Origin of the sequence: Sulfitobacter sp. HI0040 (assembly GCF_001634885.1) — a bacterium.
Taxonomy (GTDB): domain Bacteria; phylum Pseudomonadota; class Alphaproteobacteria; order Rhodobacterales; family Rhodobacteraceae; genus Sulfitobacter.
Map to the genome: position 1 here is coordinate 1 of NZ_LWEX01000430.1, position 15,881 is coordinate 15,881.

Here is a 15,881-nt window from a genome sequence, read left to right on the forward strand (position 1 = left end):
TTGACCTTGGTGCGTTCGGCCTTCTCCGCGCGGTAGCCGAGGCCTTCCATCAGGTCGGCGAACTGCTCCAGCGTCATGCCGGTGATCGACAGCATGTCGGCCTTGGCCTCGAACCCGCCGCGCGAATCCTCGGCGCGCAGCATGTCGGCCAGCCGTTCCAGCATGTCGATGCGGATGGCCCGCTTGCCCGCGTTGCGGTAGCCGGACATCGTATCGGCCCCCTCGGGCGCATCGGCTTCCACGGGAATGGTCACGAGGCCGGGCGGCGGCGATTCGGGGAATTCGTTCAGACCCTTGCCCAGCGACCAGAGCACCAGCCGCAGCCGCGTGGGGGCGGGTTTCAGAAGCAGCGGCATGAAGATGGTGAACTGACCAAAGCGCAGACCATGCTTGCGCAGCGCCGAGCGCGCATCCTGATCGAGCGATTTCACCTCTTCAGCCACCTGCACACGCGGCAGGATGCCGAAATTCTCCACCATGCGGAAGGCAAAGCCCTTGGCCAGCCCGCTGAGGCTTTCGTCCTTCTGCAGCGACAGCAGCGGTTCGAACAAGGCGGCGATCTTGCGGTCGATGAAATGCTGCAAGCGGCGCTTCACCTTCTCGGCGACCTCGGCGCCTGCGACATCATCCACGAAAACCTCGACCTGCGGCTTCAGCAGATCGGAACCCGCCACCAGCTTGCCAACCGCGGCAGAGCCCCACATCAGCCCGCCCTGTTCGGTAAAATCGATCTCGGTATCGGGGGCGTTGTAGAACCGGTCCGCGCGCAGATGGAACTGCGGGGCCAGCGCCTGCAATGCGGCGGATTTGATGGTCTTTTCCTCCGCGCCGCCGGCGCCCTTGTCCGCCCTGAACCGGAAGCCGTCCAGCTTGCCTACGTGTTCGCCTTCTACGGTCACTTCGCCGTTGTCGTTTACTTCGGCCACCATGGCTTCCTTCTGTCCAAGCCGGCGCAAAAGCACGGATGTGCGCCGGTCCACAAATCTCTGGGTCAGACGTTCGTGCAATGCGTCCGACAAGCGGTCTTCTACGATACGGGTCTCCCCGCGCCAATGGCTTTCATCTGCTGTCCATCCCCGGCGTTGTGCCACGTAGGTCCAGGTTCGGATGAAAGCCAGTCGTTTGGACAACGCATCAATGTCGCCATCGGTTCGATCAATCCTGCGGATTTGTCGGGCGAGCCAGTCGTCGGGGATCGTGCCGCGCTGATGCAGGTAGTTGAAGATGCGTTCCAGAAGGCCCGCGTGTTCCCCGTGGGAGATGCCGCGGAAGTCCGGGATCCGGCAGACATCCCACAACAGCCGCACCGAAGGACCATCGGTGCAGCGGGCCTCCACCTCGGCAACCTGCGCCAGTTCCTTCAGGGCGCGCAGGTCATCCGCCTCTCTCGCGCGCATCAGCCTTTCATGTTCCGGCGGCGCCTCCAGCGTCTGGATGAGCCGGTCGATACTGCCGAATTGCAGCGCGTGATTGCGCCAGTTGACCTTGTTCTGCGGGGTGAAGGAATGATCCATGATCGCCCGCGCCACCTGATCGTCGAGCGGCGGCGCGTCCCCGGTGGTGCCGAAGGTGCCGCTGTTGAACCCGCGCCCGGCCCGGCCCGCGATCTGGGCAAGCTCATTCGGGGCAAGCGGGCGCATCCGCCGCCCGTCGAACTTCGACAGGGCCGAAAAGGCGACGTGATCGACATCGAGGTTCAGCCCCATGCCGATGGCATCCGTCGCCACGAGGTAATCGACCTCGCCGTTCTGGTACATCGCCACCTGCGCGTTGCGCGTCCGGGGGCTGAGCGCGCCCATCACCACGGCGGCCCCGCCCTTCTGGCGGCGTATCAACTCGGCGATGGCATAGACATTCTCCACCGAGAAGCCGACGATGGCGCTGCGGGGGCGCATCCGGCTGATTTTCTTCTGGCCCGAATGGATCAGCTCGCTCATCCGTTCGCGGCGCATGAACTGGGCGCCGGGCACAAGGCTCGCGATGGTGCCGCGCATGGTGTCCGAACCAAGGAACAGGGTTTCGTGCAGCCCGCGCGCCCGCAGCAGGCGGTCGGTGAAGACATGGCCGCGCTCCGGATCGGCGGCGAGCTGGATTTCATCCACCGCGACGCAATCGGCGCCCATCCCCTCGGGCATCGCCTCTACCGTGCAGACCCAGTACTGGGTGCGGGGCGGCACGATCCGCTCCTCGCCCGTCACCAGCGCCACGACCGACGGGCCGCGCAGGGCCACGATCCGGTCATAGACCTCCCGGGCGAGCAGGCGCAGCGGCAGGCCGATCACCCCGGTCCGATGGGCCAGCATCCGCTCGATGGCATAGGTCGTCTTGCCGGTATTGGTCGGGCCCAGAACGGCCACGATCCGAGATTGCCCTGCCACAGGTCGTCCTCGCTCTAGCGGAGTGAAAAGATCAAAGCCTGCGCCCGATGCCCTCGCGGCGCAGCGCGTCGAGCGCCTTTTGCGCGTTCTCGTGATGGGGGTTCAGATCCAGCACCATGCGGTAAAGCGCCGCCGCCCGGGCCGAATCGCCGAATTCCTGCACCATGGTCGCGAAGCCGAAAATGGCGTTGTACTGATCGGGATTGAGCGCCAGCGTCCGTTCCAGATCCGCCAGCGCGGGACCGTAGAGCGACCGGCGGTAATAGGCCTGCGCGCGCAGGTGCCAGCCTTCGGCAAAACCCGGCGCATGGTCCGTCAGCGCGGTCAGATGGTCGATCGCCAGCGCGTAGTCGCCCTCCTCCAGCGCATCCGCGCCCCGTTGCAGCAACAGGTCCATCGCGGCGGAGCCTGACTTGCGCCAGCCCGCCTCCAGCTTGCGGCTGATGGCGGCGGCCTCCTGCGGGGGGGCCGTGCGCAGCGATTGCAGCAGCCCGTCGGCATCTTCCTGCGCAGCGGCCCCGCCGGCAAGCCCCGCCCAGAGGGCAAGTGCCGCAACGGTATGTTTGAGATTGGTGAAATCCATGCGCATAACTTGCCTGAATGTAACAGGCCCGCGCCGCAATTCCAGATGCCGGGGGGCCGAATGCCGAAAAAGGGTTCAAGATGAGCGATACTGTAAACGAAGCCGTCACCGTACTGAACGAAAAGCTGGCCGGATCGGACATCGGCGGCACCGCCAAGTTCGACATCGAAGGCGAAGGCTGCATCATGATGGACGACAACGGCGCGCGCGCCGGTGACGAGCCCGCGGATGTCACCATGTCCGCCGATGCGGAGACCTTCCGCTCGATCCTCGAAGGCGACACCAACCCCACCTCCGCCTTCATGTCCGGCGCGCTCAAGATCGACGGCGACATGGGCATGGCCATGAAGCTGGCGGCCGTTCTCGCCTGATGCCGCTGAGCGACGCGCCCCTCTTCACCGATGTCCACCCCGGCCCGGCGGGCGCCAGCGCCCACTGGGCGGACACATCGGACGGCAAGAGGATCCGCGTCGCGCACTGGCCCGCAGAGGCGCCGAAAGGCACGGTGCTGCTGTTCCCCGGGCGCACCGAATACATCGAGAAATACGGCACCTGCGCCGGTGAACTGGCCGCGCGGGGGCTGTCCACGCTGGCGGTCGACTGGCGCGGACAGGGGCTCGCCGACCGGCTGCTGCCCGACCGCACGGTCGGGCATGTCGATCTTTTCGCGGACTACCAGAAGGACGTGGCCGCCGTGCTGCAGGCCGCGCGGGCGCTCGACCTGCCGCGCCCGTGGTTCCTGCTGGCCCATTCCATGGGGGGCGCCATCGGGTTGCGCGCCGTGATGGAAGGGCTGCCGGTGCAGGCCGCGGCCTTCAGCGCGCCCATGTGGGGCATTCACATTGCGCCGCACATGCGGCTGGTGGCCGGGGCGATGACACGCATCATGCCGCGCATCGGGCGCGGCGGGCTGATGCCCCCCGGCTCCTACGCCGAGGCCTATGTGCTGGCCGAACCTTTCGAAGACAACATGCTGACGACCGACCCCGCGATGTACGAGATGATGCGCGACCAGATCCGCGCGCATCCCGAGCTGTCGCTGGGCGGGCCCAGCTTCGTCTGGCTGCGCGAGGCGCTGGCGGAAACCGCCGACCTCACCCGGCGCGCCGCCCCCGGGCTGCCCTGTATCACGTGGCTCGGCACCAATGAGCGCATCGTCGACAAGAACCGCATCCACAAGCGCATGGCGCGCTGGACCGGGGGCGAGTTGCGCATGGTCGAGGGCGCGGAACACGAGGTGCTGATGGAGGTCGAGGCGCTGCGGCAACCGATCTTCGACGGCATTCGCGACCTGTTTCTGGGCACCGCCCGCAAGGGGTGAGCAAATGGGGTGAGGCGGTGCTTCCCCGCCAGCGGTCGTCCCCGCGGGGGCGTGGTGCAATGCCTCCGGCGGGAGTTTTGAACCATTTGGAAGAAGGGGGTGCGCGTGCGCCGGGATGTGACCGGGGGCCTGTGCAAACCCGGCGCGGCACCTACATCAGCGCCATGACGCGCGATCCCGTACTGCAATTTACCGACAGGGGCATCTATTGCCCCGCAGGCGATTTCCACATCGACCCCTGGCTGCCGGTGGACCGGGCGCTGATCACCCATGGCCATGCCGACCATGCCCGCGACGGCATGGGCCGCTATCTCGCCACGCATGAGGCGCTGCCGGTCATGCGCCATCGGCTCGGCGATGTGGCGCTCGAAGGGATCGGCTATGGCCAGACCCGGCGGATCGGCGGGGCCAATGTGTCGTTCCACCCGGCGGGCCATGTTCCCGGCTCCGCCCAGATCAGGGTGGAGGTGGCGGGCGAGGTCTTCGTCGCCTCGGGCGATTACAAGGTCGTGGACGACGGTCTGTCGACCCCGTTCGAGCCGGTGCGCTGTCATCATTTCATCACCGAAAGCACCTTTGGCCTGCCGGTCTTTCGCTGGCGCCCGCAAGCCGACGTCGCGGCCGAGATCAACGATTGGTGGCGAGGCTGCGCCGCGGCAGGCAAGACGGCGTTCCTCGGAGCCTATTCGCTGGGCAAGGCGCAGCGGTTGCTCTCCATGCTGGACCCGGGGATCGGGCCGATCCTGACCCACGCGGCGGTGGAGAACACCAACGAGGTGCTGCGCGGTCAGGGCATTGCCCTGCCGGATACCACGTTGGTGACCCCGGAACTGGTGCCCAAGGAGCATACGCGCGCACTGGTGCTGTCGCCGCCCTCGGCGCTCGGCAGCCAGTGGGCGCGCCGGTTCGGGCCGCAGGAAAGCGCCTTCGCTTCCGGCTGGATGGCACTGCGCGGGGTGCGCAGGCGGCGCGCGGGCGACCGGGGGTTCGTGATCTCGGACCATGCGGATTGGCGCGGGCTGCTCTGGGCGATTACCGAAACGGGTGCGGAAAACATATATGTCACGCACGGTTACACGGATATCTTCACGCGATACCTGAACGACGAAGGCTGGAACGCCGAAGTGGTGCCGACCCAGTTCGAAGGCGAAAGCCTCGATACGGGGGATGTGGCGTGAAGCGCTTTGCCAAACTCTTCGCCGCCATCGACCAGAGCACCAAGACCACCGTCAAGGTCGCGGCGCTGGCCGATTATTTCTCTGACGCGCCGGAGGCCGACAAGCTCTGGACCGTGGCGCTTTTTTCCGGGCGCCGGCCCAAGCGCGCGGTGACCACGACGCGGCTGCGCGAATGGGCCTCGGAGGCCGCCGATGTGCCGCTTTGGCTCTTCGAGGAGAGCTACGCCATCGTGGGCGATCTGGCGGAAACGATCTCGCTCGTCCTGCCGCCCAATCCCACACAGGACGACCGCCCGCTGTCGCACTGGATCGGGGCGCTGCGCCAGTTGCGCGACATGGAAGAGGCGGAGCGCAAGGCCTTCGTGCTGGACTGCTGGCGCGTCCTTGGCGGGACCGAACGGTTCCTGTTCAACAAGCTGATCACCGGCGGGTTTCGCGTGGGCGTCAGCCAAAAGCTGATGACCCGGGCGCTGGCGCAGGCGACGGGCAAGCCGGAGGCGGAGCTGGCGCATCGGCTCATGGGCAACTGGCACCCGGACGAGGTGAACTGGCACGCGCTGATCGAGGCGGAGGACGCCTCCGCCGACGCGTCGCGGCCCTATCCTTTCTACCTCGCCTATGCGCTGGAGGCCGAACCCGAAACGCTGGGCGATCCGACGGATTGGCGCGCGGAATGGAAATGGGACGGTATCCGCGGCCAGCTGATCCTGCGCGACGGCGATTATTTCGTCTGGTCCCGGGGTGAGGAACTGATGACCGACCGGTTCCCCGAACTCGCCCGCGCCATCGACCACCTGCCCCCCGGCACGGTGCTGGACGGCGAATTGCTGGTCTGGATACCGGGGTCCGACGCGCCCTCCTCCTTCAATGCGCTTCAGGCGCGGATCGGGCGCAAGACGGTGCCCAAGAAGCTGCTGAAGGACGCCCCCGTGGTGCTGCATGCCTATGACCTTCTGGAATGGCAGGGGCAGGACATCCGCGACCGCCCCTTTGCCGAGCGCCGCGCGCTGCTTGAGGTCGCCTGCGCCGACCTGCCGCCCGAGGCGGCGGTGCGGCTGTCGCCGCAACATGCCTTTGACGACTGGTCGGCGCTGGCCGATCTGCGGCTGACCGCGCGGGCGGCGCAGGCCGAGGGGCTGATGCTGAAACGGGCGGACAGCCCCTACCTTGCCGGGCGCAAGAAGGGCGACTGGTGGAAGTGGAAGCTCGATCCGCTGACCATCGACGCGGTGATGATCTATGCGCAGTCAGGCTCCGGGCGGCGGGCGAACCTGTTCACGGATTTCACCTTTGCTGTCTGGAACGGCAACGATCTGGTGCCCTTCACCAAGGCCTATTCCGGCCTGACGGACGCGGAATTCCGCAAGATCACCGCCTGGGTCCGCAAGAACACCGAAGAACGCTATGGCCCGGTGCGCAAGGTGAAGCCGCATCATGTCTTCGAAATCGCCTTTGAGGGCATCCAGGCCAGCCCCCGCCACAAGTCCGGCGTGGCGCTGCGGTTTCCGCGGATGGCCCGCTGGCGGCACGACAAACCCCTGCAGGAAGCGAACACGCTGGATGATCTGAAGGAAATGTTGCGGATATACGGCTGATCCCCGCCGCTTGCCGGTTGTTCCCGGCGCCTGCCCATCCTACCTGTACCGAAAGAAATGAGGTCCGATACAATGCTGCAACTGCCCTTCCCCGTCTCCGACGCCAATGCCACCTCCGGGGGCAAGAACCTCGGCGATCTGCCGGAATGGAACCTCGATGACCTCTACCGGGGCGAGGACGCGCCGGAACTGAAACGCGATCTCGATTGGCTCGAAGAAGCCTGCGCCTCCTTCGCAAGCGACTACGAAGGCAAACTGGCCGAGCTTGATGCGGACGGGCTGCTCGAATGCGTGCTGCGCAACGAAAAGATCAACAACATTGCCGGGCGGATCATGTCCTTCGCCGGGCTGCGCTACTACCAGCTGACGACGGATGGCGGGCGGACGAAGTTCATGTCCGACATGCAGGAAAAGATCACCAACTTCACCACGCCGCTGGTTTTCTTCAGCCTCGAACTGAACCGGCTGGCGGACGATCACCTTGAAAAGCTGATGTCCCGCAACCCCGATCTGGCGCGCTACAAGCCCGTGTTCGACCGGATCCGCGCGATGAAGCCCTATCAGCTGTCGGACGAGATGGAGCGTTTCCTGCATGATCTGGGCGTCGTCGGCGATGCCTGGGAACGTCTGTTCGACGAAACCATCGCCGGGCTTCAATTCGAGGTGGAGGGCGAAGACCTCAATATCGAAGGCGTGCTCAACCTGCTGACGGACCCGGACCGTGCCAAGCGCGAAGCCGCCGCGCGCGAGTTGGCGCGTGTCTTTTCCGAGAATATCCGCACCTTTGCCCGCGTCCATAACACGCAGGCTAAGGAAAAGGAGGTCATCGACCGCTGGCGCGGCATGCCCACCCCGCAGACCGGGCGGCATCTGAGCAATCAGGTAGAGCCCGAGGTGGTCGAGGCGCTGCGCAACGCAGTCGTGGAAGCCTACCCCAAGCTCAGCCATCGCTATTACGAGCTGAAGCGCAAATGGCTGGGGCTGGACCGCATGCAGGTCTGGGACCGGAACGCACCGCTGCCGATGGAAGACCCGCGCATCGTCGACTGGAACCGCGCCAAAGAGATGGTGATGGACGCCTATGAGGCGTTCGATCCCCGGATGGGCGAACTGGCGGCGCCCTTCTTCAGCGACGGCTGGATCGACGCGGGCGTGAAACCCGGCAAGGCGCCGGGGGCCTTCGCGCATCCGACGGTGACGGATGTGCATCCCTACGTTATGCTGAACTACCTCGGCAAACCGCGGGACGTGATGACGCTGGCGCATGAACTGGGCCACGGTGTCCATCAGGTTCTGGCCGCCGATCAGGGCGAAATGCTGTCCTCCACCCCGCTGACCCTCGCCGAGACGGCATCGGTCTTCGGAGAGATGCTGACCTTCCGCAAGATGTTGGAAAACGCCAAATCCGACGCGGAGCGCAAGGTGCTGCTGGCCGGCAAGGTCGAGGACATGATCAACACGGTCGTGCGTCAGATCGCCTTCTACGACTTCGAATGCAAGCTGCACGAGGCGCGGCGCGGCGGAGAGCTTACCCCCGATGACATCAACGCGCTCTGGATGTCCGTGCAGGCCGAAAGCCTCGGCCCGGCCTTTGACTTCATGGAAGGCTATGAAACCTTCTGGGCCTATATCCCGCACTTCGTCCATTCGCCCTTCTACGTCTATGCCTATGCCTTCGGTGACGGCTTGGTGAACGCGCTCTACGCCGTCTACGAAGAGGGCAAGGAAGGCTTCGAAGAGAAGTATTTCGACATGCTGAAAGCCGGTGGCTCCAAGCATCACAAGGAACTGCTCGCTCCGTTCGGGCTGGATGCCAGCGACCCCGCCTTCTGGGACAAGGGGCTGTCGATGATCTCCGGTATGATCGACGAGCTGGAAGCAATGGAAGACTGACCCGCGATGGCCACCGCTGATCATCCGATCGCACCTCTGAGACACAGAACGCTCAAACAGCGCCTGCGCCGGTTTTTGGCGTGGGTGCGCAAGACCGTGCCCGAATGGCTGAGGCTGCCACTGGGCATCCTGTTGATGCTACTGGGGCTGCTCGGCTTCCTGCCGATCCTTGGCTTCTGGATGATCCCGGTGGGTTTCGCCGTGGCCGCCATGGGCATGCGCCCGATCCGCGCGCGGTGGAACAAGCGCCGCCGGGGCTGATTATTTCAGCTGACTGTCTTTCGATCCACGCCGGTTGATCCCGCCGCGGGTCTGCGGCCTGCTGTCGCGTTCGCGCACGCAGTCGATGCACAGCTTGACCCCCGGCAGCGCCTCGCGCCGCGCCTGCGGAATCGGCTCCTCGCATTCGGCGCAATGGGTGGCGCTGGAGCCCACGGGCGCCTTGCGCGCCTTCAGCCGTGCCAATTCGTCATTGATAGAGGCTTCGATCTGTTCCGAAACCGCGCCGTCTCTCGTCCAACCACCAGCCATCGTCATATCCTCCTGCCTTGAATGTAGGTGCGATCCCCCCGTACGTCACCCCGGGTTCACCAAGAGCAGACCCGAAACGAAAGGACCCCGCCGGGGGGGGGCGGGGTCATGGTCTGCATATCAGCGCGATGCGCGATCAGGAGGCGGGCAACATGCCCTTTTCCTTCGCCAGTTCGCGCATCCGCTTTTGCAGCTTCTCGAAGGCCCGCACCTCGATCTGGCGGATGCGTTCGCGGCTCACGTCATACTGGGTGGAAAGATCCTCGAGCGTCACGGTCTCATCGGACAGGCGGCGTTGGGTCAGGATGTCCTTCTCCCGATCATTGAGCACGTCGAGCGCCTCGGCCAGCATCTCGCGGCGGGTCTCCAATTCATCCCGCTCTGCATAGTCGGTGGCCTGATCGGCGTCCTCGTCCTCCAGCCAGTCCTGCCATTGCATGGTCCCCTCACCTTCGGAGCCCACGGTCGCGTTGAGCGAGGCATCGCCGCCGGACATCCGGCGGTTCATCGAAACCACCTCTTCCTCGGTCACGCCCAGATCGGTCGCGATCCGCTTGACGTTGTCAGGATGCAGGTCGCCCTCTTCCAGCGCGCCGATCTTGTTCTTGGCCTTGCGCAGGTTGAAGAACAGCTTCTTCTGGCCGGAGGTCGTGCCCAGTTTTACCAGCGACCACGAGCGCAGCACATATTCCTGAATGGACGCCCGGATCCACCACATCGCATAGGTTGCGAGGCGGAAGCCCTTTTCGGGGTCGAACCGCTTGACGGCCTGCATCAGGCCCACGTTCGCTTCGGAGATCACCTCGGACTGCGGCAGGCCGTAACCACGGTATCCCATGGCGATCTTGGCCGCGAGCCGCAGGTGCGAGGTGACCATCTTGTGGGCCGCTTCGGGGTCCTGTTCTTCGACCCAGCGCTTGGCCAGCATGTATTCTTCTTCCGGTTCCAGCAGGGGAAACTTGCGGATTTCCTGCATGTAGCGGTTTAATCCACCTTCCGGAGTCGGTGCGGGGAGATTTCCATAATTTGCCATCGTGTCCCTTTCCCATCTTTGGGTGCCCGTATGTTTACGGTCTTAACATTTCATATGGTCAGTGGCTTGCATGGATTCAAGTGGTCAAAGGGGGCATGGGTTCCATCACGGTACCGTTCTCAGACCGGCCATGCGCGGCACGCATAGGTTGTGACGGCAGGATCAGGGCGAGATCAGGCCGCCAGACGCACCTTGTCGAGCAGCTCCTGCATGTCGGGGGGCAATGGGGCCTCGAACCGCATGTCCTGCCCCGTCAGCGGGTGGACGAAGCCCAGCACCGCCGCATGCAGCGCCTGCCGGGGAAAGCTCTGCACCGCGGTCGCGGCGACCTCGGGAAGTGCCGCCTTGGGCAGCTTGCGCCGCCCCCCGTAGACCGGATCACCCACCAACCCGTGGCCCGCATGGGCAAGATGCACGCGGATCTGATGCGTGCGGCCCGTTTCCAGCCAGCATTCCATCAGCGCCAGCACCGGGGGCGTGCCGAACCGTTCGATGCAGCGCGCCCGGGTCACGGCATGGCGCCCGCCCTGAAACAGCACCGCCTGGCGCTGCCGGTCCGTCTTGTGCCGCGCGAGCTGGGTGGTCAGCTTCAGGATGTTGCCCGGCTCGAACGAGGCGCCCCGCACCCCGCGCAGCCGAGGATCGTTGCCATCGGGCACGCCGTGCACCAGCGTCTGGTAATACCGCTCCACGCTGTGCCGCTCGAACTGCGCGGCGAGGCCCTGATGCGCGGCATCCGTCTTGGCCACGACCAGCAGGCCGGAGGTATCCTTGTCAATCCGGTGTACGATACCGGGCCGCTTGCGCCCGCCCACCCCGGACAGGCTGTCGCCGCAATGGGCCAGCAGCGCGTTCACCAGCGTGCCGGATGGCGAGCCCGGCGCGGGATGCACGACCATGCCCGCGGGCTTGTCCACGACGATAAGCTCCTCATCCTCGTAGACGACATCCAGCGCGATGGCCTCGGGCGCGATATGGCTCTCCTCCGCCTCCTCCACATCGATCTCCACCAGATCGCCGGCGGATACCGTCGCGCGGGGGTCGCGCACCACCGCGCCGGCGATTCGCACGGCACCTTCCTCAATCAGGCGCATGAGCCGTGTACGCGACAGGGTGGCCTCCTCTGGCACATCGCGGGCAAGCGCCTTATCAAGACGGGGCGGCGGAGCGTCCGCAACGGCAAAGGTGATACGGCGGTGCGACATGATAGAATCCGATGAGCCGGCCAACCTGAGGTTCCTCAGACGACTGGTGACGTCGCTGACCGTGGTGATGATGCTCGGCCTTCTAGTCGTGATCGGTTTGCTTGTCACCCGCCTGCGGGACCGCGGCCCGGCCCTGCCCCAGCAGATCACCCTGCCCGACGGCGCCACCCCCCTCGCGGTGACGGCCGGTCAGGGATGGTACGCCGTGGTGACACAGGATGACCGGATATTGGTTTACGACCAATTAACGGGGGGCCTACGACAGGAATTGCAAATCACCGCGGAATCCGAATAGGGATTGCACGCGGAAAAGGGGGAATCGGAATAGACCGGCCCCCTATACAAAATTTATTAACAAATCGTTAGCGTAAATGAGATTTATTTTCCGCATGCTAATAGATGCGTCTCAATTACGCTGAAAAGTTATTTTGCGAACGACGTGCGTGAAACCGCGCGTCCCTTCTTCGATACCTTCGGAATTTCCGCTGCGACCCCGGCCAGCTTTCCGGCCAGTTCATCCAGTTCGGCCTTCGTCCCCTCCGAAGAGGCGTCTCCGACCTTGGTGAGAAATTCCACAAGTCCTCCAAGCACATCCTGTGTTTCCTGCATTGCGTGCAGACCGTCTAAATCGCTCATGCGTCCCTCATGGCTATGGCGCGGCTAATATGTTGCTACTGGCAACGAATAGCAAGATAGTGCAGTAGGTCAAGCACTTGTTTAGCTTGTCTTGTTCAAGGATTGTTCAACTTTTTGACGCAACGTTTCACGGCTGAGAGGTTTCTGCATGAAAATTGTGCTGCCGCTCAATTCGGTGATCGCTTCCGTCCGCTCAAGGTCGATCGGGCCATCGCTCCCGGACATGGCAATCACCGGCGTGCCCGCATGCGCCTCCTTAAGATAATCGAGAACTTCGGTCGCATCCCCGTCGGCCAGCCAGAAATCGATCAGGATAAGATCGAAGTCGGAATTCTCGGCCAAGGCCTTGCGGGTCGCGGCGCGCGTTGTGGTGACAACAATGATAACTGACATGTCACCGAGGAATTCCTCGATCAGGTCGCAAACGGTCGGATCATCCTCCGCTAGGAGGATCTTTCGAGTTCGAGTCATCTGGGGCACTTTTTAAATTCAAGGAAATAGTTCGAATAGATCTTATAAATTGAAGCTTTTCAGCCTTAGGTAGAGATAATATGCGATCCGCGATTACTTTGATAGGGTCCTCATTCAACTTCTCGCGACCTTCCACAGTCAGGCTGACCGTCTTCGTGCGATTGTCTGCAGGGCTAATGGCCTGTTCGACATAACCGCGCGATTCCAGTGTTTTCAGGGCCCGGGCCACGGGCGCACGGGTCAGGCCGAGATACCGCGCGATCCAGCGCAATTCGTTCCGGTCCGCCGGGGTCTTGCGCAGATACCGCAGGATCGACCATTGCAACGGTTGAACCGCGCTCGACCCCTTGTCGCCATAGATGTCGCGAATCATCCGCTCAAGCAGGGTGGCGGCGGCTTCGGCCTCTATCTGGTCGGCTTGGTTCTTCATTCTTTTCCCGGAGTCCCTGGTGGTTCCATCACGTATGCGGGAGATTACGACATAAGGATGAACAGGAGGGGGCGCATTTGGTTCCTGCGCGCGCGCATATTGATCGAATCTGTCTCGAAATTTCCCCAGCCGCGCCTTTTGCTCCAAACAGGTTTCGGTCATGGCAGATCGCGCGGTCATTCCCCGTCGGAGCCGCATTTACCTTACCACGCCCGAACGTAAGCCAACAGGGCCACCGCGACGTGCGGGGTGACAACCGGAGGAGTCGTTCAATTCGAAGGGGTGGTACCACCTCCCCGGCTCGAACGGGGGACCTCCTGATCCACAATCAGGCGCTCTAACCAACTGAGCTAAGGCGGCACTGGCGCGGATCTACCGGCCACCACCGCGAAATGCAAGACCTTCGCGCCCGCAAAACCGGTGGAAATCCGAACTTACCCTGCCCCACAGGCAACTGCGCCGCCCGCCACACACACCCGCGCGCCCTTGCCCCCGGCCCCGTTCCGCGCTAGCGATACGCCCCATCACCGACGGAGAGCGCCATGGGCATCGACACAGAACGCGACATCGAGGCGAACCTGCAGATCGGTCCGACCGACAAGGGCATGGTGCGGCTCTTCGTCGAAGGCGGCGGCATGGAGATCCCCATGGATTTCACCCCCGAAGAGGCCCGCGAGATCGCCGAAGAGATCATGGCCGCCGCGAACCGCGCGGGCGGCGGCAGACCGGCCCGCAAACGCTGACCCTGCCCCGGGGGGTCCTCTGGCCCTATCCCCAGTGCGTCACCCCGCCCGGATCGCGCAGCAGATGCAGCCGCCGGGCCGCGTGGAAGGCGAATTTCCGTGTGATCACCTTGCGCCGGGCCGCTGGCAGCTTTGTCTCCGGGCCCGTGCGCAAAATCTCCGCGCCATAGCCGTCGGCGATCATCAGGCCGCTGTCCTCGGGCAGCAGTTCCGTGGGAAAGCGATCATCCACCGCCCAGAAGAACCTGTCCGCCCATTCAAGGTAGCCGTGCCACTTACCGTCCGCCATGAAATCCGCGCGTGAGGATTTGCATTCCACGATCCAGATCTCGCCCTTCGGCCCCAGCCCCATGACATCCACGCGCAATCCGCGCGCGGGCACCAGTTCTTCCACCGTGACAAAGCCAAGCTCGGCCAGATGCCGCGCCACGCCACGCGCCAGCACCTGCCCCGGCATCAGCGGCGCTGTGTGCAGGCCATCCACCCCGGTTTCATGATCGTCTCTCATGGGGCGGGAATATGAACATTACATGAACATTTTGCAAGTCCGGCAGCGGCGTCTTCTGTTTTGGTCCCACGGGCACTACCTTCAAATCTGGATAACGAGGATAAGTGCATGGCTGACCGGACCCATATGACAGAAGCCGACGCGCGCGGCGTGCGCTACGCGCGCGAGTTGCAGGGTCATCTGAGCTGGCTCGATACCTTTTCGGGCACGGCGTTGGGGGTGCTGGCGGTGGCCTCGGGCATCTATACCTACCTTGGCGTGTCATCCCTGCTGGACGACAACGGCGCCATGTCGGCCTTTGCCGCCATCGCCTATTCGGTGGCCGTGTCGGTGGGGATCTTCGTCTTCTGGTCCTACATGCTGCGGCTTTTCCCGGCGGTGCGCGGCGCGCGGGCGCGGGTCGGGCTGCTGGGGGCCATGGGCTTTGGTTCCATCGCGATCATCGCCATGTCGAGCTGGCTCAACGCGGCGGCGCTCGCCGGATCGGCGGCGGTGGAACAGCATCTCGCCAAGACGGTGCAGGATTATCAGGGCTCGCTCGAACGCGCGCATGAAATCGCCCTTTCCGCACAGGCGCTGGAGCGCGATGTCTCCCGCGTGCGCCAAAGCTTCGAGGACCTGAGCGAACAGGAAGCTGCGGGCTCGCTTTCTGGCCTTGCCGGGCGCGGGGCCGTCTTCCGCGTGCTGCGGCAGAAATCCGCGGAACTCGCGGGGTTGGAGACGCAGATCACCTCCCAGACGCCACTGGTCGCGCAGGCCTTTGCCGAGGGCAACCAGATCCTCAGCCGGATGCGCGCCCTCACGGTGGAGCCGGGGCCGGTGGAGGCGCGCTCCGTCGAGTTTTCCGAACAGGCGGTACGGCTCGCCGGGTTGATCACCCAGTTGCGCCAGCTTTCGGTGGCGCCGCTCGTCGAGCGCGCGGCACAGGATCTGGCCGCTTCTGTCGTCCTGCCCGAGCTTGACGGCGCGACGGAGGAGAACCGCGGCGCGCAGGGGGCCACCATCGCCTCCGTGCTGGAGGTTCTGGCCCAGCGCGCCGCGACGCTGGAACGCGCGGCACAGGCCGTGCAATCCATGCCGCTGCCCGCCGATACAACCTATACCCCGATTTCCAGCGCGGACGCGGTGATCCTCTATGCCCGCAACTTCGTGCCCTCATGGGCCGGGGCCATCGCCATCGACCTGCTGCCGGCGGTGCTCGTTTTCATCCTTGCGATCACGCAATCCGCTATCCGTACGGGCCGCGAGGGCGCGGCGGTCGAGGATTCGCTGACGCTGGCCGAATTGCGCGCGGCACTGGCCGCCATGCGCGAGGTTGAATTCACCCTCGGCGACCGGGAAGAACCCGAAGAGCGCTCCGCGCAAACGCCCCGCAC

18 protein-coding genes and 1 tRNA gene are annotated in these 15,881 nt (G+C 64.5%); 9 read left to right on the forward strand and 10 right to left on the reverse strand.

Annotated features, from left to right (window positions below; all coding sequences use genetic code 11):
* Nucleotides 1–2,357, reverse strand: a 2,357-nt coding sequence (locus A3728_RS17705) for a helicase-related protein (protein WP_067926698.1), incomplete at its 3' end; no start/stop codon positions are given.
* Between the two features lie 52 nt (nt 2,358–2,409).
* Complete coding sequence (locus A3728_RS17710) at nt 2,410–2,961, reverse strand: hypothetical protein (protein WP_236628266.1); 552 nt, start codon at nt 2,959–2,961, stop codon at nt 2,410–2,412.
* A gap of 80 nt (nt 2,962–3,041) precedes the next feature.
* Here A3728_RS17710 and A3728_RS17715 point away from each other — a divergent pair, with 80 nt between their 5' ends.
* The 6 genes from A3728_RS17715 (at nt 3,042) to A3728_RS17740 (ending at nt 9,209) form a co-directional block, all read left to right on the forward strand.
* The gene (locus tag A3728_RS17715; protein ID WP_067926705.1) at nt 3,042–3,332 is read left to right on the forward strand and encodes an SCP2 sterol-binding domain-containing protein; all 291 of its coding nucleotides are present in this window, start codon (nt 3,042–3,044) and stop codon (nt 3,330–3,332) included.
* Nucleotides 3,332–4,282, forward strand: coding sequence for an alpha/beta fold hydrolase (locus tag A3728_RS17720; protein WP_067926709.1), 951 nt, complete (start codon nt 3,332–3,334; stop codon nt 4,280–4,282). The genes A3728_RS17715 and A3728_RS17720 overlap by 1 nt, the downstream gene beginning before the upstream one ends.
* Before the next feature lie 164 nt (nt 4,283–4,446).
* The gene (locus A3728_RS17725; RefSeq protein WP_067926762.1) at nt 4,447–5,460 is read left to right on the forward strand and encodes a ligase-associated DNA damage response exonuclease; all 1,014 of its coding nucleotides are present in this window, start codon (nt 4,447–4,449) and stop codon (nt 5,458–5,460) included.
* On the forward strand, nt 5,457–7,055 hold the full coding sequence (locus A3728_RS17730) for an ATP-dependent DNA ligase (protein ID WP_067926712.1): 1,599 nt from the start codon (nt 5,457–5,459) through the stop codon (nt 7,053–7,055). Before A3728_RS17725 ends, A3728_RS17730 begins: the two co-directional genes overlap by 4 nt.
* A 72-nt stretch (nt 7,056–7,127) precedes the next feature.
* On the forward strand, nt 7,128–8,948 hold the full coding sequence (locus A3728_RS17735; RefSeq protein WP_067926715.1) for a M3 family oligoendopeptidase: 1,821 nt from the start codon (nt 7,128–7,130) through the stop codon (nt 8,946–8,948).
* A gap of 6 nt (nt 8,949–8,954) precedes the next feature.
* Nucleotides 8,955–9,209: a hypothetical protein gene (locus A3728_RS17740; RefSeq protein ID WP_067926719.1), complete on the forward strand. Its 255-nt coding sequence runs from the start codon at nt 8,955–8,957 to the stop codon at nt 9,207–9,209.
* Here the strand turns inward: A3728_RS17740 and A3728_RS17745 are convergent, their stop codons facing one another.
* The 3 genes from A3728_RS17745 to A3728_RS17755 all read right to left on the reverse strand — a co-directional run bounded on the left by A3728_RS17745 (nt 9,210) and on the right by A3728_RS17755 (nt 11,717).
* Nucleotides 9,210–9,479, reverse strand: coding sequence for a DksA/TraR family C4-type zinc finger protein (locus A3728_RS17745; RefSeq protein WP_067926723.1), 270 nt, complete (start codon nt 9,477–9,479; stop codon nt 9,210–9,212). It lies immediately after the preceding gene.
* Between the two features lie 136 nt (nt 9,480–9,615).
* Nucleotides 9,616–10,512, reverse strand: a complete 897-nt coding sequence (rpoH, locus tag A3728_RS17750) for an RNA polymerase sigma factor RpoH (RefSeq protein ID WP_067926728.1) — start codon at nt 10,510–10,512, stop codon at nt 9,616–9,618.
* Between the two features lie 173 nt (nt 10,513–10,685).
* Nucleotides 10,686–11,717, reverse strand: coding sequence for an RluA family pseudouridine synthase (locus A3728_RS17755; RefSeq protein ID WP_067926731.1), 1,032 nt, complete (start codon nt 11,715–11,717; stop codon nt 10,686–10,688).
* Between A3728_RS17755 and A3728_RS17760 the strand changes: the two genes are divergently transcribed.
* Nucleotides 11,716–12,012 carry a DUF6476 family protein gene (locus A3728_RS17760; RefSeq protein ID WP_067926735.1) on the forward strand — a complete coding sequence of 99 codons (297 nt, stop codon included), beginning with the start codon at nt 11,716–11,718 and terminating at the stop codon, nt 12,010–12,012. The genes A3728_RS17755 and A3728_RS17760 overlap by 2 nt on opposite strands.
* Nucleotides 12,013–12,140: 128 nt before the next feature.
* Here A3728_RS17760 and A3728_RS17765 read toward each other — a convergent pair whose 3' ends face one another.
* The 4 genes from A3728_RS17765 to A3728_RS17780 form a co-directional block, all read right to left on the reverse strand.
* Nucleotides 12,141–12,353, reverse strand: coding sequence for a hypothetical protein (locus A3728_RS17765; RefSeq protein WP_068101155.1), 213 nt, complete (start codon nt 12,351–12,353; stop codon nt 12,141–12,143).
* 81 nt (nt 12,354–12,434) lie between these two features.
* Nucleotides 12,435–12,824 carry a response regulator gene (locus A3728_RS17770; protein WP_082850967.1) on the reverse strand — a complete coding sequence of 130 codons (390 nt, stop codon included), beginning with the start codon at nt 12,822–12,824 and terminating at the stop codon, nt 12,435–12,437.
* Nucleotides 12,787–13,254: a MarR family winged helix-turn-helix transcriptional regulator gene (locus A3728_RS17775; RefSeq protein ID WP_067926746.1), complete on the reverse strand. Its 468-nt coding sequence runs from the start codon at nt 13,252–13,254 to the stop codon at nt 12,787–12,789. Before A3728_RS17775 ends, A3728_RS17770 begins: the two co-directional genes overlap by 38 nt.
* A 283-nt stretch (nt 13,255–13,537) precedes the next feature.
* Nucleotides 13,538–13,614, reverse strand: a tRNA-His gene (locus A3728_RS17780).
* A 182-nt stretch (nt 13,615–13,796) separates the two neighbouring features.
* Between A3728_RS17780 and A3728_RS17785 the strand changes: the two genes are divergently transcribed.
* Nucleotides 13,797–13,997: a DUF6324 family protein gene (locus A3728_RS17785; protein ID WP_067926750.1), complete on the forward strand. Its 201-nt coding sequence runs from the start codon at nt 13,797–13,799 to the stop codon at nt 13,995–13,997.
* A gap of 25 nt (nt 13,998–14,022) precedes the next feature.
* Here the strand turns inward: A3728_RS17785 and A3728_RS17790 are convergent, their stop codons facing one another.
* The gene (locus tag A3728_RS17790) at nt 14,023–14,505 is read right to left on the reverse strand and encodes an MmcB family DNA repair protein (RefSeq protein WP_067926754.1); all 483 of its coding nucleotides are present in this window, start codon (nt 14,503–14,505) and stop codon (nt 14,023–14,025) included.
* A 108-nt stretch (nt 14,506–14,613) separates the two neighbouring features.
* Between A3728_RS17790 and A3728_RS17795 the strand changes: the two genes are divergently transcribed.
* The coding region (locus A3728_RS17795) for a hypothetical protein (protein WP_067926758.1) at nt 14,614–15,881 on the forward strand (1,268 nt) is incomplete at its 3' end.